At 65.5% G+C, this 21,695-nt stretch carries 21 protein-coding genes; 12 read left to right on the top strand and 9 right to left on the bottom strand.

Going from position 1 to position 21,695, the window contains the following annotated elements; all coding sequences use genetic code 11:
* Positions 1 to 68: 68 nt before the first annotated feature.
* From cobS to ACREE8_RS13810, 3 genes are all read right to left on the bottom strand, one after another.
* Positions 69 to 1,064, bottom strand: coding sequence for a cobaltochelatase subunit CobS (cobS, locus tag ACREE8_RS13820; protein ID WP_431573589.1), 996 nt, complete (start codon positions 1,062 to 1,064; stop codon positions 69 to 71).
* A 45-nt stretch (positions 1,065 to 1,109) separates the two neighbouring features.
* On the bottom strand, positions 1,110 to 1,667 hold the full coding sequence (locus tag ACREE8_RS13815) for a J domain-containing protein (protein ID WP_431573588.1): 558 nt from the start codon (positions 1,665 to 1,667) through the stop codon (positions 1,110 to 1,112).
* A 199-nt stretch (positions 1,668 to 1,866) separates the two neighbouring features.
* Positions 1,867 to 2,787 (bottom strand): DMT family transporter, encoded by a 921-nt coding sequence (locus ACREE8_RS13810; protein ID WP_431573587.1) that lies wholly within the window; start codon positions 2,785 to 2,787, stop codon positions 1,867 to 1,869.
* Positions 2,788 to 2,966: 179 nt separating this feature from the next.
* Between ACREE8_RS13810 and ACREE8_RS13805 the strand changes: the two genes are divergently transcribed.
* On the top strand, positions 2,967 to 3,272 hold the full coding sequence (locus ACREE8_RS13805; RefSeq protein ID WP_431573586.1) for a BolA family protein: 306 nt from the start codon (positions 2,967 to 2,969) through the stop codon (positions 3,270 to 3,272).
* Positions 3,273 to 3,603: 331 nt separating this feature from the next.
* Entirely contained in the window at positions 3,604 to 3,906 is a 303-nt protein-coding gene (locus tag ACREE8_RS13800) for a ribbon-helix-helix domain-containing protein (protein WP_431573585.1), read from the top strand.
* Positions 3,907 to 3,924: 18 nt separating this feature from the next.
* Here the strand turns inward: ACREE8_RS13800 and ACREE8_RS13795 are convergent, their stop codons facing one another.
* The 4 genes from ACREE8_RS13795 to ACREE8_RS13780 form a co-directional block, all read right to left on the bottom strand.
* Entirely contained in the window at positions 3,925 to 4,461 is a 537-nt protein-coding gene (locus ACREE8_RS13795) for a DUF2889 domain-containing protein (RefSeq protein ID WP_431573584.1), read from the bottom strand.
* Positions 4,462 to 4,578: 117 nt separating this feature from the next.
* Entirely contained in the window at positions 4,579 to 5,886 is a 1,308-nt protein-coding gene (locus tag ACREE8_RS13790; RefSeq protein WP_431573583.1) for an HlyC/CorC family transporter, read from the bottom strand.
* Between the two features lie 10 nt (positions 5,887 to 5,896).
* Positions 5,897 to 7,036 (bottom strand): 3-dehydroquinate synthase, encoded by a 1,140-nt coding sequence (aroB, locus tag ACREE8_RS13785; protein WP_431573582.1) that lies wholly within the window; start codon positions 7,034 to 7,036, stop codon positions 5,897 to 5,899.
* Entirely contained in the window at positions 7,033 to 7,617 is a 585-nt protein-coding gene (locus tag ACREE8_RS13780; protein WP_431573581.1) for a shikimate kinase, read from the bottom strand. Before ACREE8_RS13780 ends, aroB begins: the two co-directional genes overlap by 4 nt.
* A gap of 249 nt (positions 7,618 to 7,866) precedes the next feature.
* On the opposite strand from ACREE8_RS13780, the gene ACREE8_RS13775 reads away from it, so the two are divergent.
* From ACREE8_RS13775 to ACREE8_RS13760, 4 genes are all read left to right on the top strand, one after another.
* Positions 7,867 to 8,007 carry a hypothetical protein gene (locus tag ACREE8_RS13775; protein WP_191908253.1) on the top strand — a complete coding sequence of 47 codons (141 nt, stop codon included), beginning with the start codon at positions 7,867 to 7,869 and terminating at the stop codon, positions 8,005 to 8,007.
* Complete coding sequence (locus tag ACREE8_RS13770; RefSeq protein ID WP_431573580.1) at positions 7,988 to 9,934, top strand: hypothetical protein; 1,947 nt, start codon at positions 7,988 to 7,990, stop codon at positions 9,932 to 9,934. Before ACREE8_RS13775 ends, ACREE8_RS13770 begins: the two co-directional genes overlap by 20 nt.
* A gap of 13 nt (positions 9,935 to 9,947) precedes the next feature.
* On the top strand, positions 9,948 to 10,892 hold the full coding sequence (xerD, locus tag ACREE8_RS13765; protein WP_431573579.1) for a site-specific tyrosine recombinase XerD: 945 nt from the start codon (positions 9,948 to 9,950) through the stop codon (positions 10,890 to 10,892).
* Between the two features lie 178 nt (positions 10,893 to 11,070).
* Positions 11,071 to 12,051: an HpcH/HpaI aldolase/citrate lyase family protein gene (locus ACREE8_RS13760; protein WP_431573578.1), complete on the top strand. Its 981-nt coding sequence runs from the start codon at positions 11,071 to 11,073 to the stop codon at positions 12,049 to 12,051.
* 178 nt (positions 12,052 to 12,229) lie between these two features.
* Here ACREE8_RS13760 and ACREE8_RS13755 read toward each other — a convergent pair whose 3' ends face one another.
* Complete coding sequence (locus ACREE8_RS13755) at positions 12,230 to 13,387, bottom strand: M24 family metallopeptidase (RefSeq protein WP_431573577.1); 1,158 nt, start codon at positions 13,385 to 13,387, stop codon at positions 12,230 to 12,232.
* A 426-nt stretch (positions 13,388 to 13,813) separates the two neighbouring features.
* On the opposite strand from ACREE8_RS13755, the gene ACREE8_RS13750 reads away from it, so the two are divergent.
* The 6 genes from ACREE8_RS13750 to ACREE8_RS13725 all read left to right on the top strand — a co-directional run bounded on the left by ACREE8_RS13750 (position 13,814) and on the right by ACREE8_RS13725 (position 20,017).
* Positions 13,814 to 14,938, top strand: coding sequence for an ABC transporter substrate-binding protein (locus ACREE8_RS13750; protein ID WP_431573576.1), 1,125 nt, complete (start codon positions 13,814 to 13,816; stop codon positions 14,936 to 14,938).
* A gap of 168 nt (positions 14,939 to 15,106) precedes the next feature.
* Positions 15,107 to 16,180: an ABC transporter ATP-binding protein gene (locus ACREE8_RS13745; RefSeq protein WP_431573575.1), complete on the top strand. Its 1,074-nt coding sequence runs from the start codon at positions 15,107 to 15,109 to the stop codon at positions 16,178 to 16,180.
* A 1-nt stretch (position 16,181) separates the two neighbouring features.
* Positions 16,182 to 17,054 carry an ABC transporter permease gene (locus ACREE8_RS13740; protein ID WP_431573574.1) on the top strand — a complete coding sequence of 291 codons (873 nt, stop codon included), beginning with the start codon at positions 16,182 to 16,184 and terminating at the stop codon, positions 17,052 to 17,054.
* Positions 17,051 to 17,872: an ABC transporter permease gene (locus tag ACREE8_RS13735; RefSeq protein ID WP_431573573.1), complete on the top strand. Its 822-nt coding sequence runs from the start codon at positions 17,051 to 17,053 to the stop codon at positions 17,870 to 17,872. Before ACREE8_RS13740 ends, ACREE8_RS13735 begins: the two co-directional genes overlap by 4 nt.
* A 54-nt stretch (positions 17,873 to 17,926) precedes the next feature.
* Positions 17,927 to 19,255: an NAD(P)/FAD-dependent oxidoreductase gene (locus ACREE8_RS13730; protein WP_431573572.1), complete on the top strand. Its 1,329-nt coding sequence runs from the start codon at positions 17,927 to 17,929 to the stop codon at positions 19,253 to 19,255.
* Positions 19,256 to 19,285: 30 nt separating this feature from the next.
* Positions 19,286 to 20,017: a GntR family transcriptional regulator gene (locus tag ACREE8_RS13725; RefSeq protein ID WP_431573571.1), complete on the top strand. Its 732-nt coding sequence runs from the start codon at positions 19,286 to 19,288 to the stop codon at positions 20,015 to 20,017.
* A gap of 115 nt (positions 20,018 to 20,132) precedes the next feature.
* On the opposite strand, the gene ACREE8_RS13720 is transcribed toward ACREE8_RS13725, so the two are convergent.
* On the bottom strand, positions 20,133 to 21,695 hold a 1,563-nt coding region (locus ACREE8_RS13720), incomplete at its 5' end, for a N,N-dimethylformamidase beta subunit family domain-containing protein (protein ID WP_431573570.1).

The following is a 21,695-nucleotide window of genomic DNA, read 5'->3' as shown; positions in this document are numbered from 1 at the left end:
CGCTTAAACGGCTCGGTCGGGGACTCTGTGTTTTTTGCCTTCGAGGGCGTCGACATATCCGACTTTCGTCACGACAACGCGACATTCACCGTGGATTCCGGGAGTTCTTTTCCGAAGCTGCGCTGATAGAACTCCGCGACCACCGGACGCTCGAGTTCGTCGCACTTGTTCACGAAGGTGAGGCGTAGCGCAAAGCCGATGTCACCAAAGATTTGCGCGTTCTCGGCCCAGGTGATCACGGTGCGCGGGCTCATCACGGTCGAAAGATCGCCGTTGATGAAAGCCTGCCGCGTGAGATCGGCGACGCGAACCATTTTCGAAACGATGTCGCGGCCTTCGGACGTGCGGTAGTGGTGCGCTTTCGAAAGCACGATCTCCACTTCCTTGTCGTGTGGCAGATAATTGAGCGTGGTCACGATCGACCAGCGGTCCATCTGGCCTTGGTTGATCTGCTGTGTGCCGTGATAGAGGCCGGTGGTGTCGCCCAAGCCAACGGTATTTGCCGTCGCGAACAGACGGAACGCCGGATGCGGGCGAATAACTTTATTCTGGTCGAGCAGCGTGAGACGTCCTGAAACTTCAAGCACGCGCTGGATCACGAACATCACGTCCGGCCGGCCGGCGTCATACTCGTCGAACACCAGCGCCGTCGGATGCTGCAGCGCCCAGGGCAGGAGACCCTCGCGATACTCGGTCACCTGCTTGCCTTCGCGTAAGACGATCGCGTCCTTGCCGATCAGGTCGATGCGGCTGATATGGCTGTCGAGATTGACGCGGATGCAGGGCCAGTTGAGGCGCGCCGCGACCTGCTCGATATGGGTCGATTTGCCGGTGCCGTGATAGCCCTGGATCAGGACGCGGCGGTTATAGGCAAACCCGGCCAGGATCGCGAGCGTGGTGTCATGGTCGAAGCGATAGGCTTCGTCGACATCAGGCACATGCTCGGAAGGCTGGCTGTAGGCCGGCACTTGCATGTCGCTGTCGAGGCCGAAGGTCTGCTGGACAGAAATCGTGATGTCGGGCAGTAGCGGACGCCCGTTGGTCGTCGTGCTTTCGGTTGCCATTCGTCTCTTTCCGCGTACCGATGGCGGGCGGACCCGCTTTTGCGTTCAAAACAGCGCGCTTTGCTTCAGCGTGCTGTAGGCCTGGTTCACGAGCTTCAAGCGTTCCTCGGCCAATTTATCGCCGCCATTAGCATCGGGGTGAAGCAGCTTGGCAAGCCCCTTATAGCGGGCCTTGACCTCGTCCCAGGTGACTCCGGGCTTCAGTTCGAGCAAGCGCAGCGCCTGATATTCGGCGCTGCTGAGCTTGGGGCCGGGGCTGCGCGCCTCGCTGGCGGGCTCGTTTTCATCTTCCAGACCCATGGCCCGCCGGAAGGCGCGGTTCACGTCTTCCCGCTGAGGTATGCGCCAGCCGCCGAGCGGCCATGTCGGCCGGTCCCAGACGGTGTCGCGCCGGATCTGATGCTCGATATCCTCGGCGCCCATGCCCTGGAAGTAATTCCAGGACTTGTTGTAGGCCCGCACATGCTCCAGGCAGAAATTGAAATAGTCATTGAGCCGGTCGCGCGATTTGGGCGCGCGGTAAAGGCCCGGTTCGGCGCAGTTCGCATGGTCGCAATGCGGCGCCTCGGCATCCGATGCCGCCTCATCCTCCCACTGGAACATGATCTTAGGTCTCGCCACCAGGAGAGTATGGGCAGCCCCTGGCGGGCTTGCAAGCCGACCCCATGGGGGGCCTCCCGGAAGATCACCGACAGCCGCCATTCAAGCCTGAGGCCGATTGCCACGCCGTTAAGGACATGATTGTTGCGGTGACATTGCGGTCGGGAAATCCCGTGGCGGGCGGCGTGTCCTGCCTCGCCGGTTATGCGGCCGGCTTGCGCGGCTTGTACTCGACCAGCACGAGCCCGATCAGGATCAGGAGGAAGCCGCCTAGCAGGGCCGGCTGCGGATGCTCCCCCAGCGCCACGGCCGAGGCCGTCAGACCCATGACCGGCACGGCCAGGAAGGCGAGCGAGGTGGTCAAGGCGGGGAGGCGGCGGGTGACGGCGACGGCGGCCCAGAAGGCGAAGCCCGAAGCGATCGGCCCGTTATAGGCAAGCACCAGCAGGCTGCTCCATTTCCAGTCAATCACATCGGGGCCGCCTTCGGTCAGGAGCGCGACCGCCAGCAAAGGGAGCGCGCCAGTCAGCTGCTGCCAGGGCGCCAGATCGAGGGCCGAGCTGTGCCAGCGATGGCCACGGATATGGAGAATGGTGACAGCCCAGAGGAGCGCGGCGCCGAGAAGGAAGGCATTGCCCAGCAGCAGGGGCCGGTTCGACCAATCGAAGCTGCCGGGCTCGAACAGGATGAGGAGGCCGACGAGCCCCAGTGCCAGGCCGGCGAGCTTGCGCCTGTTCAGCTTCTCGCCGAGGAACAGGGCGCCGCCGGGGGCCACCCAAAGCGGTGTCGTATAACAAAGCACCGCCGAGCGGCCGGCCGGCACATGGAGCAGGGCGACATTTACCAGGGCGAGGAAGCCCGCCATCTGCACCAGCCCGACGCTGGCGACCACCGGCCAGTCGGCCAATGCGGGCAAGGTCAGCCGGCGGCGGAACGCCGCCACCAGGAAAAGCGCGGTCGACCCCAGCAACAGACGAAGCCCGCCGAACCAGAAGGGCGGGATCGATCCGAGGCCAACCTTCATGACGGGCCAGTTGATGCCCCAGACCAGAATGATCGTGCCCAACAGGATGAAGGCGCCGCGGCGGTCGCCGGGCTCGCTGGCGGCAGAGGAGACGGTCACGCGCGAGGCCTTTCCAGAGTCCAGGACCCCGTGAAGCGCGACGACCGCTTCATCGCCAGGGTTGATTCGCTCGAGCCCCGAGGGTAAAGCCGCGAAGACCGAAATCCCAGGCCGTTCGGATCCGAACCTAATCGGATATTCTTACCCCCTCGGCCGGGTGGCACACAGGAAGAGATGAGATGTCGGACAAGCAAGCGACAGGCGGATCCGTGGCCCAGGCGATCGAGACCAAGCTCCGCCAGGCGCTCCATCCGACTCACCTGAAGATCATCGACGAGTCCGGGCTTCATGCCGGCCATGCCGGCGCGCGCGCCGGCGGCGAGAGTCATTTCCGCGTCGAGATCGAAGCGACGTCATTCGCGGGGCTGTCACGTGTCGAACGCCAGCGCCGTGTCCATGCGGTCCTGGCGGCCGAGCTTTCTGGACCGGTGCATGCGTTGTCGCTGAGCCTGACCGCACCGGGCGAACGCGCCGCGAAGGCTTAGAATTTCCCTTCGATTTTCGTTCGATCGAGAACTGGCACGGCTGTCACAAGAGGGGTGATTTACCGGTTATTCCTCGGCGCCGACTTTTTCTTTGATTGACCATCCAATCTCGATTTGGCAACGGCGCGGTTCAAGATCTCGCCGACGGAAAGCGGCGCGCATCCCCAAATGGATTGTCGACACGATCGAGCGATGATGATGGTGTGATCGCGCGATTCAGTGGCGCGCATCGCGAGTGCAGCGCAACAACCATGACAAGAATTCGTTTGGTTGATCTTTCGCTGGGTTGTAGATTGCTTGCCGGGGCTTCATCACAAATCAAAAAACATCCATGACAATCGACTTGTCGCGACGCCGGCCACAGGTGCGCAATATTAAGCTCGCCGGCCGCCGTACCAGTTTGCGTCTCGAACCCGAATTCTGGGATGCGCTCGATGAGATCGTCACGCGCGAGCGCTCGACGTTGAGCGCCTTGTGCGAACGCATCAAGGGCCGGCGCTCCGCCGCGAACTTGACCGCCGCCGTGAGGCTCTTCGTGCTGCGCTATTTCCGCGGCGCGTCCACCGAGGCCGGCCATCGCACCGCGGGCCATGGCCGTCCCATCAGCCGAAGTTCGCGCAGCGCCACCCTCTGAAAGCGCCGCCGCGCGTCGCTACTCGCCGCGATAGTAATCCGGCCAGAAGCGCTTCACGACTTCGCCGTCGGCGGCAAAGGCGTGGCAGGTGTTGATCGGCGGCGGCGATTTCTCGCTTGTGCTGCGCTTGCGGCGCCAATACATCGTCTGATAGGCGACCGTGCCCATCGAGCCCATCATCTCGACGATGTGGGTGCAGCCCCTCACCCCGCCAAGCAGCTCCTTGAGACGCAGATGCCAGCCCGGCTTGATGCGCTCGCCCTTCATCACCTGGAAGTTCGGCACGATGTCGGGACAGATCCGATAGGGACCGGCGTCGCTCGTCACCTCGATATCCTTGACCGTCAGCGTGTCGTCCAGCGTCAGCCGCACCCACATGTCGTGGATCGGCTCGCCCGGCCGGATCTCGCCGCGAAACTCGTTGGCGAATCCATAGGTCTTGGTGTCGGTGATGCGGCCTTCGATGTCCCACAGCCCATCCTCACGCTCATAGCCGCAGAACTCGTAGCGGCGCGTGTGGAGATGGTTGCGCGGAACCGGTGCAGAGAGAGGCATGGGGCGATCCTTCGGAACTGAAAGGGGCGGGGCCAGGGCCTCGCCAAGTTTGGCGACAACGCTAGCGGCTGGGCGCCGGGCCGGTCAATTGCAGGGACGCGGGAGCAGCGCTGCGAATTACGCCGTCGCGGCCACCGAGGGCGGCTCGCTGGCGGGCTCGAGCGGCCGGATCCGGACCCGTTTGATGCGGTTGCGATGGCGCTCCAGCACCTCGAAGCGGAAGCCGTGGAACATGAAGATCTGCCCCACATCGGGAATTCGCCGGGCCTCATGCAGCACCAGCCCGGCGATGGTCGAGGCATCCTCGTCCGGCAGGCGCCAGCCGAACTGACGGTTGAGGTCGCGGATCGTCACCTGGCCCTCGACGTCGATGCTGCCGTCGGCCGCCTTGCGGGTGCCGCGCACGCGCACATCATGCTCGTCGTCGATCTCGCCCACGATCTCCTCGAGAATGTCCTCGAGCGTGACGATGCCGAGCAGCGCGCCATATTCGTCGACCACCAGCGCGAAATGCTCGCGCCGCTCGCGGAAGGCGCGCAGCTGCGCCAGCAGCGTCGTGGTGCTGGGAATGAACCAGGGCTTGGCCGCGATGGCGCGGATGTCGAGCGTGTCGGTCGGCTGGGGCTGGGCGCGCACCGCGCGCAACAGCGCCTTGGCATGGAGCACGCCGACGATGTTGTCGGGATTGCCCTGATAGATGGGAATGCGGGTGTGCGGGCTCGCCAGCACCTGGGCCACGGTCTCGGAGGGCGGCTGCTCGGCATCGACCATGGTGACGTTCTGGCGGTGGATCATGATGTCCATGACCATCACCTCGTTGAGGTCGAGGATCGAATGCATCATGGCGCCGGCTTCGCGGATCTCGGTCGAGGTCTCGGTATGTTTCGCCGTCTCGGTATGGAGGTCGATGGCGCCGCGCAGCTCCTCCTCGGTCTCCTCGCGGCCCAGCTCGGTCACGATCCGCGCGCCGAACAGCATCAATGTGCCGCGCACGATCAGCTGCATGGTGCGGGTCAGGGGCGTGACGAACCAGACGAAGGCCCGCAAGGCCGGGGCCGCCGCCAGCGCCGTGCGGTCGGGATTGTTGATCGCCACCGTCTTGGGCAGCACCTCGCCGAACAGCACCACCAGCACGGTCATGCCGGCGGTCGCATAGACCACGCCGCGCTCGCCGAAAAAGGCGATCATCACGCTGGTCGCGAGCGCCGAGGCGGTGATGTTGACGAGATTGTTGCCGAGCAGCAGGGCCGCGATCACCAGCTCCATCCGGGTGCGCAGCTCGTTGACGATCCGGGCGCGGCGATTGTCCTGCTGGGCCAGCGCGTGCATGCGGGGCCGCGAGGCCGCGGTCAGGGCGGTCTCGGCGCCGGCGAAGAAGGCCGAGCAGCAGAGCAGGAAGACGATGATGGCGATGATCGCGATCATGGGGCGGGCCTTAAGCGGCCAGGGCGCGGGCCAGCAATGCCTCGACCTGATCCATTTCCACGTCGCGCGAGAGGAAGGCGCGGCCGATGCCGCGCGCGAGCACGAAGGTGAGGCGTCCGTCCTTGACCTTCTTGTCCTGGCGCATGTGATGCACCAGGCGGCTCGCATCGAAACCGCGGCCGATCGCGGCCGGCGAGGTGGGAAGCCCGACCGAGGCCAGGTGGCGCGCGACCCGGGCCGCGTCCTCGCTGGGTCCGAGACCCAGCATGGCCGAGAGCTCGAACGCCATCACCATGCCGATCGCCACCGCCTCGCCATGCAGCAGCTCGCCGGTGTAGCCGCATTCGGCCTCGAGCGCATGGCCGAAGGTGTGGCCGAGATTGAGCAGCGCGCGCTGGTCGGCCTCGCGCTCGTCGGCTGCGACCACCGCGGCCTTGGCGGCGCAGCTGGTCATGACGGCGTGCCGGCGCGCGGCGCCGTTGCCGTCGACCAGATCGGCGCCATGGGTCTCGAGCCAGGTGAAGAAGGCCGGGTCGTTGATGAGACCGTATTTCACCACCTCGGCATAGCCGGCCAGGAGCTCGCGGCGCGGCAGCGTGTCGAGCGCGTCGATGTCGGCCAGCACCAGGCGCGGCTGATAGAAGCTGCCGACCAGGTTCTTGCCCTGGGCGGTATTGATGCCGGTCTTGCCGCCGACCGAGCTGTCCACTTGGGCCAGGAGCGTCGTCGGGATCTGGATGAAGTCGATGCCGCGCAGGACGATGCTGGCAGCGAAGCCGGTGAGGTCGCCGATCACGCCGCCGCCCAGCGCCAGAATCATGCTGCCGCGCTCGATCCGTGCCTGCAGCATGCGGTTGGCGAGATCCTCCAGATGCTGGAAATCCTTGGTCGCCTCACCCGGCGGCAGCACGATCGATTCCTGGCGGATGCCGGCGGCCTCGAGGCTGCGCACCAGCTCGTCGAGATAGAAGCGCGCGACGGTGGCGTCGGTGACGATGAGCGCCCGGCGATCCTTCAGCCGCGGCGCGATCAGGCCGCCGGCGCGCGCGATCAAGCCGCCGCCGACGAGTATGTCGTAGCTGCGGTGGCCGAGATCGACCGCGACGCGGCCGATCTCGCTCGCCGGGGCGGAAGAGGTGACGCTGCTCATGAGGAGGCGGCCCGGCGTCCTTCGCCCGTTTCGGTCTGCCGGTCCGAGGGCGGCGTGAAGTCGGCGAGGGCGGCGAGGACGCGCTCGAGCGTCGCGTCGGGCGGCCCATCCTGGCTGTCGACCGTCAGGTCGGCCTCGGCATAGATCGGATAGCGGGTGCTCATCAGCTCGGCGAGCTTGGCGCGGGGATCGTCGACCTGCAGCAAAGGCCGGTCGCCGCGCCGCCCGGTGCGACGCACCAGGAGATCGAGGTCGGCGCGAAGCCAGACCGAGATCGCCTTCTCGCGAATGACGGCACGGGTGCGCGGGTCCATGAAGGCGCCGCCGCCGGTCGCGAGCACGAAAGGCGGGCTTTCGAGCAGGCGCAGGATCACCCGGCGCTCACCGTCGCGAAACGCCTGCTCGCCATGGCGGGAGAAGATCTCGGGGATGCTGCAGCCGGCCGCCTGCTCGATCTCGCGATCGGCATCGACGAAGGGCAGCCGCAATCGCTGCGCCAGGCGCCGCCCGATGCAGCTCTTGCCCGCGCCCATCAATCCGACCAGCACGAGCGGCCGATCGACGACCATCTCGCCGCTCATTGCCGACCCGCCCGCGGCACAATAGAATCGCCTGTGCCCGGCCTTTGTAACCGCCGCAGTTTCGCCATAGTCGGACCCTATCACAAAACCCTATTCCTGTCGCAATCCTGCCCCGGCTGGGCATCCTGAGGGGTCGGGCAACCCCCTGGAATCTGCGGGTTTCCTGCCCGATTGGCGCGATCGGCCAATCGCTTCTCGGACTCCCGAACTCGCTTGATCATCGACATCACGCTTCAAGGGTACCAGCCGATGAAAAGACTCCTCGCTATCTTCTTCGCTCTCGTGATTGTCGGCGTCGTCGGCGCCGCCGTGGTGCTTGGCAGCATCACCTTGCCGGCCCCCACCCAGCATATGGAAGTTCCCGTCTCGAATGACCGCCTGGCGCAGTAGCTCTTCGCTCTGCGGCCTTGCTACGGCCGCCCTGCTGATCGGGTTGGGTTTGGGTGCCAGCGGCGCCCGGGCGGACTCGACCGGCCAACCGCTCCAATTGCTGCCGCCTTCCGCGGCAACGCCGGCTGCCGCCTCGTCGGCCGACGGCGTCACGCCGCCCGCCTCGGATACGGCGCCGGCCGCGACCACGATCGATCCGATCGCACCGGCCGCTCCCGGCATCACGGCGCCGACCACCACCGCGCCCACCCTGCCCACCGTCACGACGCCCACCATCACGATGCCGACGATCACGCTGCCGACGGTGGGGGCTCCAGCCTCGCCGGACGCGCCGACGGCACCCTCGGGCATCCAGGTGCAGGAGATCGGCAGTTCCAACAGCTATGCCGGCACGCTCGAGCCCGATAATGGCGGATTGGGCTACGACATGTGGAAGGGCACCTCGGCCCATGATGTCGAGACGCTGCTGCCGCGCATTCCCTTGCCGGGCCCGTCGCCCGCCATGCGCGTCCTCGCGCGCCGCCTGATCCTCTCCAATGCCGAGCCGCCGACCGGCCAGGCCGATCGCGACCTGATGTCGATCCGCGCCGAGCAGCTGGCGCGCCTCGGCAATCTCGCCGACATGGAAGCCTTTCTCGCGGTGGTCCCGGCCAACAGCAAGGACCCCTCCCTGACCGCCTTCCGGCGCGAGGTGCTGTGGCTCAAGGGCGATGTCGACGGCGCCTGCGCCCAGGCCGCGGCCGACATGGCGGTGATGCCGAGCGATGTCGATCTCAACCGCCAGCAGCTGCTCTGCCGCGCCGCGAGCGGCCAGACCAAGGAAGCCCAGCTCGGTATCGACATGCTGCGCGAGCAGGGTCAGTCCGATCCCAAGCTGGTGATGCTGGTCGACGCGCTGGGCGGGGCCAAGGGGGCCAAGCTGCCGACCGATCTGCCGCCTTCCCCGATGCTCTATGCCCTGATCAAGAAGGCCAATCTGGCCGTGCCGCCGGAATGGGCAGGCACGGCGACGCCGGCGCTGCAGGCGCGCCTCGCGGCCGACGAGACGCTCGATGCGGTGGCGCGGATCACGGCCGCCGAATCGGCCTTCATCGCGGGCGCGATGCCGATCGACCTGGTGAAGCAGCTCTATGGCAGCCAGGACGTGAGCCCGACCCAGATCGACGCGCTCCTGGCGGCGGAAGACAAGGATGACGGGCCGATCGGCCATGCCCAGCTCTATCAGGGCGCGCTGCGCACCGAGCAGCCCGCCCATCGCGCCCAGATCCTGCAGCGCGCGCTCGAGATGGCGCGGCGCTTCGGCGGCTATCCGACCGCGGTCGCGGCCAACGAGACCCTGCTGCAGCAGCTGATGCCGGCACCGGAGCTCGCCTGGTTCGCGGGCGATGCCGGCCGCGTCTTCTATTATCTGGGCCAATATGAGCGGGCGCAGGCTTGGCTCAATATCGCGCGCAACCGGGCCGAGGCCGATGCCCAGGCGCGCAACGCGGTACCGACCTTGTCCTTGTTCGCGCAGATCGCGGGCGCCGGCCAGAAACTGGCCTGGGCACCCGACGCGGTCGAGCAATGGCGCGCGGCGCAGGAGAAGGCGGGCGATCCGGATGCGGCGCTGCGGGCGGCGCGGCTCTTCGCCATTCTTGCGGCCCTGGGCGAGCCCGTTGGCGATCAGTGGCGCCAGATGGCGGAGACCGCGCAGGCCTCCACGACCTTGCCGGATCTGACCTTGGTGAATCGGCTCGATGCTGCCGCAGCCGCCGGCCGTCATGGCGAGGTGGTGCTGCTGTCCCTGGTTCTGATGGGGCCGACCGGTCCCGCGGGCGCTCATCCGCTCGTGGTCAACCGTGTCCTGTCGGCCCTGAATGCGAACGGTCTGCAAAGCGAGGCGCGGGCCATTGCCTTCGAAACCGTCATCGCCAACGGCATTTGACCGGCGTCGGGGTTTGCGCAAACCGGAACCGCCGTCGATCAAGGAGCTCGAGGCCTTTCTCGAGATGCTTTCGGCCGAGCGCAACGCGGCGCTCAACACCCGCATGGCCTATGCGCGCGATCTTCGGGATTTCCAGGGTTTCCTGACGCGGCGCCGGGCGACGCTCCCTGCCGCCGATGCTGATTCCATCCGCGCCTATCTGGCCCAGCTCGACGGCGCCGGCATGGCGCCGCGCACCGCGGCCCGCCGGCTCTCGGCCCTGCGCCAGTTCTATCGCTTCCTCGCGGCCGAAGGCTGGCGCAAGGACGATCCGACCCTGGCGATCGACGCGCCCAAGCTCGGCCGCCCCTTGCCCAAGATTCTGAGCGAAGAGGAAGTGGTGCGCCTCCTCGAGGAAGCGGCGAAACTGCCGGGGGCGGAGGGCGCGCGGCTCGTCACCATGGCGGAGCTGCTCTACGCGACGGGATTGCGCGTGAGCGAGCTGGTGAGCCTGCCGCTCGCCGCCGTGACCCGCGACCAGCGCGTGCTGGTGGTGCGGGGCAAAGGCGGCAAGGAGCGGGTCGTGCCCCTGAGCGAGCCGGCGCTCGATACGCTCAAGATCTATCTCGAACGGCGGCGCGAGTTCCTGCAAGGGCCGCCCGACCGGCCGGCGCCCTCGCCCTGGCTCTTCCCGTCGCGCGGCAAGTCCGGGCATCTGACTCGGGTGCGCGTCTCCCAGCTGCTCAAAGATTTGGCAGCCAAGGCCGGCATCGATCCGGCCCGCGTCTCGCCCCATGTGCTGCGCCATGCCTTCGCCAGCCATCTCCTGGGCCATGGCGCCGATCTGCGCAGCCTGCAGAAACTGCTGGGCCATGCCGACATCTCGACCACGCAGATCTACACCCATGTCGCGGGCGAACGCCGCCAGACCCTGGTCCGCGACCATCATCCCTTGTCCAAGACCCGCAAGGGCGGCTAAGGCGGATTCCGGGTCGCGGCCAGACCGCCGGCCAGCGGCGCGCGCGATTTATTCTCGACCCAATCGGATTGACAGGTTGGGGTTCCTGCCGCCATCTAGGCCGCCTTTCGAGGGGCCGTCCGGCGTTACCCCGAACCCCCGTCGCACCGCCATTTTTTCTGACTGAGGAGCCAGGACCATGAGCTTCAAGATCGTCGACCAGGCGCAAGCCCGTCTCAACCGCAGCGAGCTGGCGGTACCGGGCTCCCAGCCGCAACTCTTCGAGAAGGCCGCCAAGTCGGCGGCCGACGTGGTGTTCCTCGATCTCGAGGACGCGGTGGCGCCGGACGACAAGGCCCAGGCGCGCAAGAACATCATCCAGGCGCTGCATGACATCGACTGGGGCACCAAGACGCTCTCGATGCGCATCAACGGCCTCGACACCCATTACATGTATCGCGATGTGGTGGATGTGATCGAGCAGGGCGGCGACCGGCTGGACATGATCATGATCCCGAAGGTGGGCACGCCCGCCGACGTCTATGCGGTCGACATGCTGATCACGCAGTGCGAAGACGCGATGAAGCGCAAGAAGCGGTTGGGCCTTGAGCTCATCATCGAGACGGCACTCGGCATGCAGAACGTCAATGAGATCGCGGGCAGCTCGAAGCGGCTGGAGTCGCTCCATTTCGGCGTCGCCGATTACGCGGCCTCGACCCGCGCACGCACGACCGTCATCGGCGGTCCCAACAAGATGTATGGCGTCTTGACCGACAAGGAAGGCGACAAACCCCGCGACTTCCATTGGGGCGACATGTGGCATTACGCGATCGCCCGCATCGTGGTGGCCGCGCGCGCCAATGGCCTGCGTCCGCTCGACGGCCCCTTCGGCGATTTCTCCGATGCCGAGGGCTTCAAGGCCCAGGCCTATCGCGCGGCGGTGCTGGGCTGCGAAGGCAAATGGGCGATCCATCCCTCGCAGATCGCGCTCGCGAACGAGGTCTACAGCCCGTCCGAAGCCGAAGTGACGCGCGCCAAGCGCATCCTCGAGGCGATGGCGCAAGCCCAGCGCGAAGGCAAGGGCGCGGTCGCGCTGGACGGCCGCCTCATCGACATCGCGTCGATCCGCCAGGCCGAGGTGCTGGTCGCGAAAGCGAAGCAGGTGGCGGCGGCGAAGTGACGGATTGGGTGTAGATGGTCCCCTCCCCCTATTTCAGGGGGGTTAGGGAGGGGGCTGACTCGGTCGATGATGCAGGAGAGATGCAGCTCTCGCGGTTGCATTGATCTGCTATCGAGACTTCACCCTCCCTAGCCCTCCCCGCAAGGGGGAGGGGATAAGAAAAGGTTCCCCACTTTCGTCAGCCGATAATCTTCAGGCTCTTCGGGTAGGGCGTGAGGTAATCGAAGCCGGTCTCGGTGACGACGATGGAATCGCCCACCCGGGCGCCATAGCTGCCGACCACGGTGAGACCGCCATCGACGGCGAAGGTCATTCCCGGTTGGAGCTTCGTCTTGTCGCCATGCTTGAGCTCGGGACGCTCGAGGATGGAGGTTCCGACGCCCCGCCCGGTGCGATAGGTGGGCGCGAATCCCGCCTCCTGATAGACCGCATCGGCGATCTTATGGACCTCTTCGGCGACGACGCCCGGCCGGATGGCTGAGAGCGCCGCGGCCTGCGCCTTCAGCGCGACCTCGTAAAGCCGCGCCTGCTCATCGGTCACCGACCCGACGAAATATTCGCGATCGAAGCCGAGGCAGTAATTCTTGAACTTGGCGATCTCGCAGAAGCAGAGATAGATGGGGTCGCCCTTCTGCAGACGGCGCAGCGTCGAGCGGCGATGAACCATGCAGGTGTCTTCGCCCGATTGCAGGATCTGCAGATTGTGAATCATCGGCGTCTCGAACGGGCCCGTATCGCCGGCCAGGAGCTCGGCGGCCTTGCGGGTGCCGCCATCGATGATCGCCAGTGCCACCTCGTATTCCGGAACGCCGGCGCCGATCACCTTTTCCGCGGCCGCGGCCATGGCGGTCGCCACCCTGCCGGTATCGCGCATGATCTTCAGCTCGTCCGCATCCTTGATCATGCGCATCGCATCCAGGATCGGATTGAGATCGACCTTCTCGATCTGCGGCCATTCCTCCTGGAGGAAGCCGGCGATCACGCCCGGGATCTTGAAGGCATCGACGGCGATGCGCTTGACCTTGTCTTTCGCGACGGCCTCTCTCAGCGGCCCGCGCCACTCGCCTTTGACGCCGTCCATCCAATCGCGGATGTCGGGCACGGCGCTCATGCGCTGCGCCATCTCGAGCTCGAGAATCGGCGTGATGACCACCGGCTTGGCGCCGGCCGGAATCCAAAGCAGCGTCGGCCGACCCGCCGCCGCCAGCCCCGAATAACCCCAGAAGCCGGACAGATAGAAGATCGCGTCCGGATCCGAGATCAGCGCCGCGTCCAGCTGGCGTTCGGCAAGCCTCTGTTGCAGTTGAGATATCCGGCGCAGGAAGGATTTCGCCATGGGTTGGCCTTCTCTTCAATGGGAAGTTGTTATGCCAACTGTATACATCATGGAATTATTCTCGGTCAACGCCGGGCGGGCCGTCGAGAGAGAACCGGATCAAGACCACGGCAGCCTGGCGACCTCATCCTCACCATGAGAAAAATTCCATATATCATCGGCGTTTTTCGAGAATCTGCCGAGTGTACTGCGGCGTTGTACCGGTCAGGTCTCGGTCGGGATTTCTGAAGAGAGTCTCTCCAAGCTGCATACAGCATGAGCGATTCGGCTTGACTGACGGAGTGTCATTGATACGATGAAAGAGCCGAAGCCACCCGTATCTGGTAAAAATCAGCCAAATATGGCAGCTAGGACGCGCGAGCCACGGGAAGGATCGCGAAGTAAAAATACAAACTGTATGCACCTACAGAACATGGGAGGGTTGGCATGATTTCCGGAAAGAAATACGCCTTCGGGCATCGGATAGGGCGGCGCGGTTTTCTCAAGGCAGGCGCCGCGGCGGCAGCGGCCCTCGCCATGCCGACGATAGGATTGTCGCGCAAGGTCCAGGCCGCGGGCCAATTCGCCGGCCAGACGCTGAGGGTGTTGACCTGGACCGACGAGAGTGGACAGGCGGCGGTCGCCAACATCATGCGGCCGTTCGAGGCGCAGACCGGCGCCAAGATCATCGCCGACCTGACCGGCGCCACCTCCGAGATGGTGGCCAAGATCAAGGCCTCCGCATCCAATCCCCAATATGACCTCGTGATCCTGTCCGGCGTCGGCGCCATCGAGCTGGCCAAGCAGGGGCTTCTGGATAAGCCGGACCCGGACAAGATTCCGAACCTGGCGAAGGTCGCGCCCGACCTGCGCTTTGGCGGCGATGGCTATGCCGTCGGCTATCTCCTCTCGACGCAGGGGCTGATGTACAGCTCGGCGCGGGTCAATCCCGCCCCGACAAGCTGGAAGGCGCTGTGGGACGATCGCTATGCCCAAAAGATTTTCCTGCCGCCGCCGCAATGGGTCGAGGCGATGGAGCTGACCCTGGTCGCCATCCACTTCGCCGGCGCCACGGTGGAGAAGCCGGACGCCGGCTTCGATCTGCTGAAGCAGCTCAAGAGTCGCGTCGTGACCTTGGGCGAGAATCCCCCGCAGGTCGCCGAGCTGTTCAGGGCCGGGACCCTGGATGTCGGCGGCCCGACCTCGCCGCTCTATTACCCGGGAACCCTCTCGAATCCCGATTATGCGCTCAACATCACGCATGATCTCGAGGAGGGCTTCTATTTCGATCCGCAATTCATGGTCATGCCCAAGGGTCATCCGGGCAATGCCGATGCGGTTCTCGCTCTCATGAATTACGCGCTGGATGCGGGCGTCCAGGCGAAGATGGTGGGGTCCGTCGCCTACGGCACCTTGAACCAGGATGTCGTTCTGCCGCCCGACGTCCTGAAGCGGCCGGGCATCGTCTCGCCCGAGCTGATCAAGAAGCGGGGCATCTCCATCAATCAGCCCTATCTCGCGGAAGTCCGCGCGGATTGGATCCAGCGCTACACCGAAATCTTCGGCATGTAGCGGCGCTGACCCGAATCGCTCCTCATTTCCGGCGCTCGATAGCCCGCCGATCCTGTAGCTTGAAGTCACAGGATCGGCGGGCCTCTCCGGCGACCTCGCTCCGGGCCTCCCGCTGCTCCGGCAAACTCCCTATGGCGGCTATCGCGGATAATCGTCAGGGATCGTGAGGTGAGCGTGACCCCGGCATTCGAGATCAGGAATCTCGCGAAATCCTTCGAGCAAGGCTCGGTGATTGCCGTCGACGATGTCTCGTTGGCGGTGCGGCCCGGGGAGATCCTCTCCATCCTGGGCCCATCGGGTTGCGGCAAGACCACGATCATGCGGATCATGGCGGGGCTCGAGCGGGCCGATGCCGGCGACGTCCTGCTCGAAGGGCGATCGATTCTTCATGTCCCGCCGCACAAGCGCAATGTGGGGTTGGTGTTCCAGGATCTTGCGATCTTCCCCCACAAGAATGTGCGCGACAATGTCGGCTTCGGCTTGCGCATGAAAGGCGTGGCCGCCCCCGAAATGCGCCGGCGGGTCGACGAGGCGCTGCGGCTGGTGGAGCTTCCGCCGGCGACATTCGCATCCCGGATGCCGAACGAGCTCAGTGGCGGACAACGTCAGAGGGTGGCGGTGGCGCGAACCATCGTCGTCGAGCCCTCGGTCATCCTGTTCGACGAGCCGATGGCCGCGCTCGATCGCCGCCTTCGCGACCGGATGGCGATCGAGCTTCGCCGGATCCAGAAGCAGCTGAATCTCGCCGCCGTCTATGTGACCCATGATCAGGAGACGGCATCGATGATGTCCGACCGGATCGCGGTCATGCTCAATGGCAAGCTCATGCAGGTGGGAACGCCTCTCGAGGTGTATCGTAATCCGGCGAACCGTTTCGTCGCCGACTTCATCGGCGATATGAGCTTCATCCCCGCGACGGTCCTGGGGTCGGCGGCGGGGCAAACGCGGCTGAACGTCTTCGACAGTGTGATGGCCCTGCCGTCGGATCGCGTGCCGGCGGGAAGCGAGGTCACGCTCGGATTGCGGCCCGAGCATATCGTGGTCCGCCTCGAGAAAGCTTCCGATGCGATCCTGCAGGGCCGGATGAAGACCACCTATTTCGCGGGCGGCAGCTTCGTTCATCGCATCCTGCTGCCAGACGGTTCGGAAGCGACCGCCCGATCGACGAAGGACGAATTCGCTCCCGGCGCCGCCGTCTGGGTATGCGCGGCGCCTGACGATATTCGCGTGCTTGGGAACTGAGATGGACCGGGCGACGATTCCACCGGTCTCCAGCCAGGACGCGCCGGCGGGACCAAGGCCCTGGCTGCTGCTGCTGCCGGCGGGCGTCTTTCTGGGATTTCTGGTGATCGCCTCGCTCCTGATCCTGCGGCTCAGCTTCGGCGTGAAAGGCGCGGAATGGGCCACATGGTCGCTCGACAGCTATCGGGCGATCTTCAGCTCCCTCTATCTGAGATCGATTCTCTTGACATTCCGGCTGTCGATCGTCAGCGCCGCGGTGACGGTGATATTGGCGCTCCCCGTCGCGATGTTCATGGCCAGGGTGACGCAAGCGCATATCAGGCGACTGCTGCTGCTCGTGCTCCTGCTTCCCTTGCTGATGAATCTGGTGCTTCAGAGCTATGGCTGGCTGGTTCTCCTGGCCCCGGACGGCCTCCTGAATCGCGGCCTGCGCACCCTGGGACTGACCGAGCGGCCGATCCTCTTTCTCTTCAATGAGAGCGGCGTGATGCTGGGCATGGTCCAGACCGCCTTTCCCCTGGCGGTGCTTCCGATCGCGAATGCCTTCAAGACCATCCCGTCCTCCCTCGAGGAGGCCGCCGCCCTGCTCGGCGCCAATCGGCTGCGCGTGATCTGGCACATCATGCTGCCGCTCGCGGCACAAGGCATCATCGCGGCCTCGCTGCTCGTGTTCGCCTTCAATGTGAGCGCCTTCGTGGTGCCTTTCCTGCTCGGCGGACGGCGCGTATCGATGCTGGCCCTGCTGATCCGGGACCAGATGGGACCGCTGTTGAACTGGCCGTTGGGCGCCGCCAACTCGGTGGTCCTCGTCGTTCTCGCGCTCCTGGTCCTGACCGCCTATCAAACCCTCGCGCGCCGGAGGCAGGTCCGATGATCGCGCGCGGGGGAAGGGTCGAGCCGATCCTGCTGGGCGGGATCACGGCCATCCTGCTTCTGGTCATGCTCTCGCCCATCCTGACGGTCGTGGTCATGTCCCTGACGGATGCTCAGACATTGCAGTTTCCGCCGCCCGGATTCAGCTTCCGCTGGTACCAGTCGGCCTGGAACCTGATCGCCGACCCCTCCGACGGCAGCCGGTTCCGCGAGGCCCTGACGACGAGCCTTTCGATCAGCCTCGTCGTCATGATCCTGTCCGCCCTGGTCGGAATTCCGGCGGCCTACGCGCTGGTCCGGCATGAGTTCCGCGGGAAATCCGCGGTCGAGGTCCTGGTGGCACTGCCGCTTGTCTTTCCCCTGGTCGTGCTCGGCATCTCGTTCCTCGTCATCGTCAGCGAGCTGGGTATCGAGCTCGGATTCCTGCGCATCGTCGTTGCCCATGTCATTCTGGCTTTGCCCTTCGTCATCCGGAATTGCGTGGCCTCGCTCTCGGCGCTGCCCCTTTCCCATGAGGAAGCCGCGCGGACCCTGGGCGCGAACTGGTGGCGGACCCTGAGGGAGATCGTCCTTCCGGCGATGCGTCCAGGCATCATCGCGGGGATGCTGCTGGCCTTCATCGTCTCCTTCAACGAATTCACCGTTGCCTACTTCCTCTATACCGTCGATGTCTTTCCCTTGCCCGTGTGGCTCTTCTCGAAGAGCAACACGAGCCTGGATCCGACGATCTTCGCCCTGTCGAGCGGCGTGATCGTCCTGGACTTTGCCTTGATCTGGATTCTGGACCGCCTGGTGGGCCACCAGGGCGTGACCGTCTGAAGCGAGCGGCTGAAACGAACGGCCATCGTCATTGAACGTCAGAGGAGTAAGGGCATGGGGCCCCTGGTCGAACCCGTCACTTCCGCCGAGCGGTTGCCGCCGCAAACGGACGTCATCATCGTCGGCGGCGGCATCATCGGCGCGAGCGCGGCATTTTCCCTCGCCACGCGTGGCGTCAATGTCGTTCTGTGCGAAAAAGGCCATATCGCGGGCGAGCAATCCAGCCGGAACTGGGGCTGGTGCCGGCGCACGGGCCGCGACCCGCGCGAGCTGCCGCTGGTCGTCGAGGCGCTCAAGCTCTGGCCATCGATGCATCAGCTGGTCGGCGAAGATGTCGGCTTTCGCTCGACGGGCATTCTCTATGTCTGCGATTCGGATGCCGATATTGGCCGGCGCGAAGCCTGGCTGAAGCTCGCCGGCGATCTCTCGCTGGACAGCCGCATGGTCGCAGGCCCGGAACTCGAAGCCCTGCTCCCGGGCGCGACGCGGAAATTCCGCGCCGCCCTCTATACCCCCAGCGACGGACGTGCCGAACCGGAGAAGGCGGCACCCGCGATCGCCAGGGCGGCCGCGCGGAAGGGCGCCACGATCCTCACCGGCTGCGCCGTGCGCGGCATCGAGACCTCGGGCGGCCGCGTATCGGGCGTCGTGACGGAGAAGGGCCGGATCGGATGCGGGGCGGTCGTGCTCGCCGGCGGGATCTGGTCGCGGCTTCTTTCTCAAAGCCTCGGGATCCGCTTGCCGCAGCTCGCCGTGCGGGCCTCCGTCATGAGGACGGCACCGGTCGAGGGTGGACCCGAGGTCGCGGCTTGGACCCCCGGCTTCTCCTTACGCAAGCGTCTCGATGGCGGCTATACGGTCGCGAACGGTTCCGCCAACCGCTATGACATCGTTCCCGCCAGCTTTCGATATCTCGCGGATTACTTCCCGGTCCTGAAAATGGAATGGCGGCACCTGCAACTGCGCTTCGGTGCGCGATTCTTCGAGGAGTGGCGGTTGTCACGCCGATGGGACTCCGACGAGGTTTCCCCCTTCGAGAAAGTGCGGGTCATGGATCCGCCGCCGGTCGGGCGCCAACTCGAGGATGCGCGCCGGGCGCTGGAGCAGGCTTTTCCCGTCTTCAAAGGCGTTCCCATCGCCCAGCAATGGGCCGGGTTGATCGATGCCTTGCCCGATACCGTTCCGGTCATCTCGCCCGTCGACCGCCTGCCGGGGTTCTTCCTCGCCACCGGTTTCTCCGGCCATGGCTTCGGCATCGGGCCGGCCGCGGGGCATCTGGTCGCCGATCTCGTGACCGGCACCACGCCGATCGTCGACCCGACCCCTTTCCGCTATTCGCGGTTGATCGACGGGACTCGGGCGAACCCCTACACTGGCGTTTGATCGCAATCGGGCCACGACAAGAGCGGCGACATGAAAGAACGTGATACGGCGGCCGTCATACGGGGGAAGGCTGGAGCCGACAAACGGAAGCCCGCGATTGCGCCGCGAGGGCTCTCCGCCAGCATCTATGAGGAGTTGCGCGAACGGATCTGCCTGCTTCGCTATCCGCCTGGCGATGTGCTGCGCGAGACGGAGCTGGCGAACGAGTTCGGGGTCAGCCGGACGCCGGTGCGCCAGGTTCTGCAGCGGCTGGAGTTCGAGGGTTTCGTCGAGACCAAGAACGGTGTCGGCACGATCGTCACCGGCGTCGATTTCAAGCAGTTCAAGGATGTCTATGAGCTTCGCCTGCGCCTCTGCGAGATGATCGGGCAGTTGAGCGCGCGTCCCTGTACCGACACCGACCTTTCGGCGATGAAGGCCTTGTACGAGCGGGCGCAGAAACTGCGGTCCAATCACGATACCGAGGAGTTCTGGCGCATCAATCACGAACGCCAGGGGATCGTCGGCAGCCTCACGACCAATGCCGCCCTGCGCCAGGTGTTCGATCTCTTCTATTACCAGACCTCCCGTGTCTGGTTCCGGCTGGCTGGCGAGATGTGGGAGGAACAGGTCGAGGAGCTCTGCACCGAGCTGACCGACATCATTCGCGCCATGCGATCGGGCGATACGCAGGCCATCGCCTATGCCGAGCGCAACCATCTCTGCTTCTACATGGTCCTGATCGGGCGGTATGTCAGCGGCCAGCGTCCCGTGCCGGAATGAGGCGGGCACGCTCCCATCGTCACCCCCGCGAAAGTGGGCCCCCTGTCGATCCAACGGTGTCGGTTGAGGGTTGGGTCCCCGCTTTCGCGGGGATAACCATTTATGCGAATGCGCCCTACAGCGGCTTCGGGTCGATGAAGCGCTTCAGCACGTTGCCCGTGATCCGCGCCACATTGTTCTTGAAGCCGTTATGGCTGAGGCTGCCGGCCCAGGCGATGGAGCCGGTGGAGAAGACGGCGCCCCCCTTGGGCGTCTCGAAGAAGACCATGTCGCCGCGGACCTTGGGCTCCTCGATGCCGTCGATGCCGGGATAGGTCGAGATCATCTCCTCGGGCGTCAGCACATAGACGTTCGAATGCAGCTCCGAGGAGGCCAGCAGCAGCGCGTGCGGCGGGGTGCCCTGCTTCGGATCGACGATGTCGAGCTCGAGGCCCGCGGCCCCGCCGCCGACCACGCCGAAATCGCCGATCTTCTCGTCCTTGCCGACCCCTTCGAAGATGAAGGACGCGCGCGGATCGAAGCTGCCGGGGAGGCGGCGATACCAGGAGGATTCGTCGAAGCCCTCCGAGCCGAAACCGATGCCCACCAGCTGCTGCGGCGGAATGCCGTTGTTGCGCCAGAGGCCGCTGAGCTCGCCGGTGAAGCTCAGATGATATTCGCCGGGCTCGGCGATCCAGGTGCGCGTGCCGTTCTCCGCGCGCCGGATCTCGATCACGCCGGGCAGGCTGTTATGCCAGGCGATGCGCCAATAGAAGCCGTTGCCGCCCATATAGATCAACCGCCCGCCGCGGCCGAGATAGGCCTCGACCGCGCGCATCTGCGCCAGCGAGTGATACTCAGGATGAGAACCGGTGACGATGCAGCGGTAATTCTCCAGGAGCGACAGCCCCTCCTGATGCAGCATCTCGTCGGTGATGACGTCGAAGGGCTGATGGATGCCCTCGAGCCAGTCGGTGATATGCAGGTCGGCGCCGAAGTTCCACAGCGAATGGCGCGGCCGCGTGTTCAGCACCGGCCGCAGCCGCGAGCTGTAGCAGGAGCCAGAGCCGTCGCTATGGACGTCATAGGTCGAGACGCCGAGCTCGCGGCGGGCATTGAGCGTGACCTCGGTCTGGCCGAACTCCAGCAGCGCGCCGTAGCAGATCTCGGCCAGCACATCGTCCCAGCCATGATGGCTGTTGGCATAGGCCATGTAGGAGGCGTTGGCGGCGAGGAACGCGACCGGCGCCGTCGCCTTGCCCTTGGGCGGCAGCACGAAGAAGGTGACGAAGGCGAGCTGCTCATAGCGCTCGCCGCAGCTGAGCTTCACCGCATAGACGCCCGAGCGCATCTCGGCCGTGATCGGAACCTCGAAATCCGTCGACCAGCCGGCGTCATAGAGATCGTCGTCATGGAAATGGATCGCGCCGTAATGCTCCGGCTTGTCGGTCCAGCGCATCGCCTCGCCGCTCCAGGCGGCGCCCTTCATGGCACGGGTCGGGAGATTGATCGTTTCGCCATCGAGCCTGTTGACCGAAAGATCGACCACGCGCGTGGTCGGGATCTCCTTGGCGAAATCCCAGGCACCGACCACGTCGGCCGCCAGCAGCGGCGGGATGCCGAATTGCAGCGCCTCGATCTCGTCATCGCGCAGCACGCGTGCGGCCAGCCGCGGCGCCTCGATCTTGCCGTTGAAATG

The organism is Hypericibacter sp., from assembly GCF_050729195.1.
Taxonomy (GTDB): Bacteria; Pseudomonadota; Alphaproteobacteria; order Dongiales; family Dongiaceae; genus Hypericibacter.
This window is presented reverse-complemented; position numbering and strand designations above follow the sequence as displayed.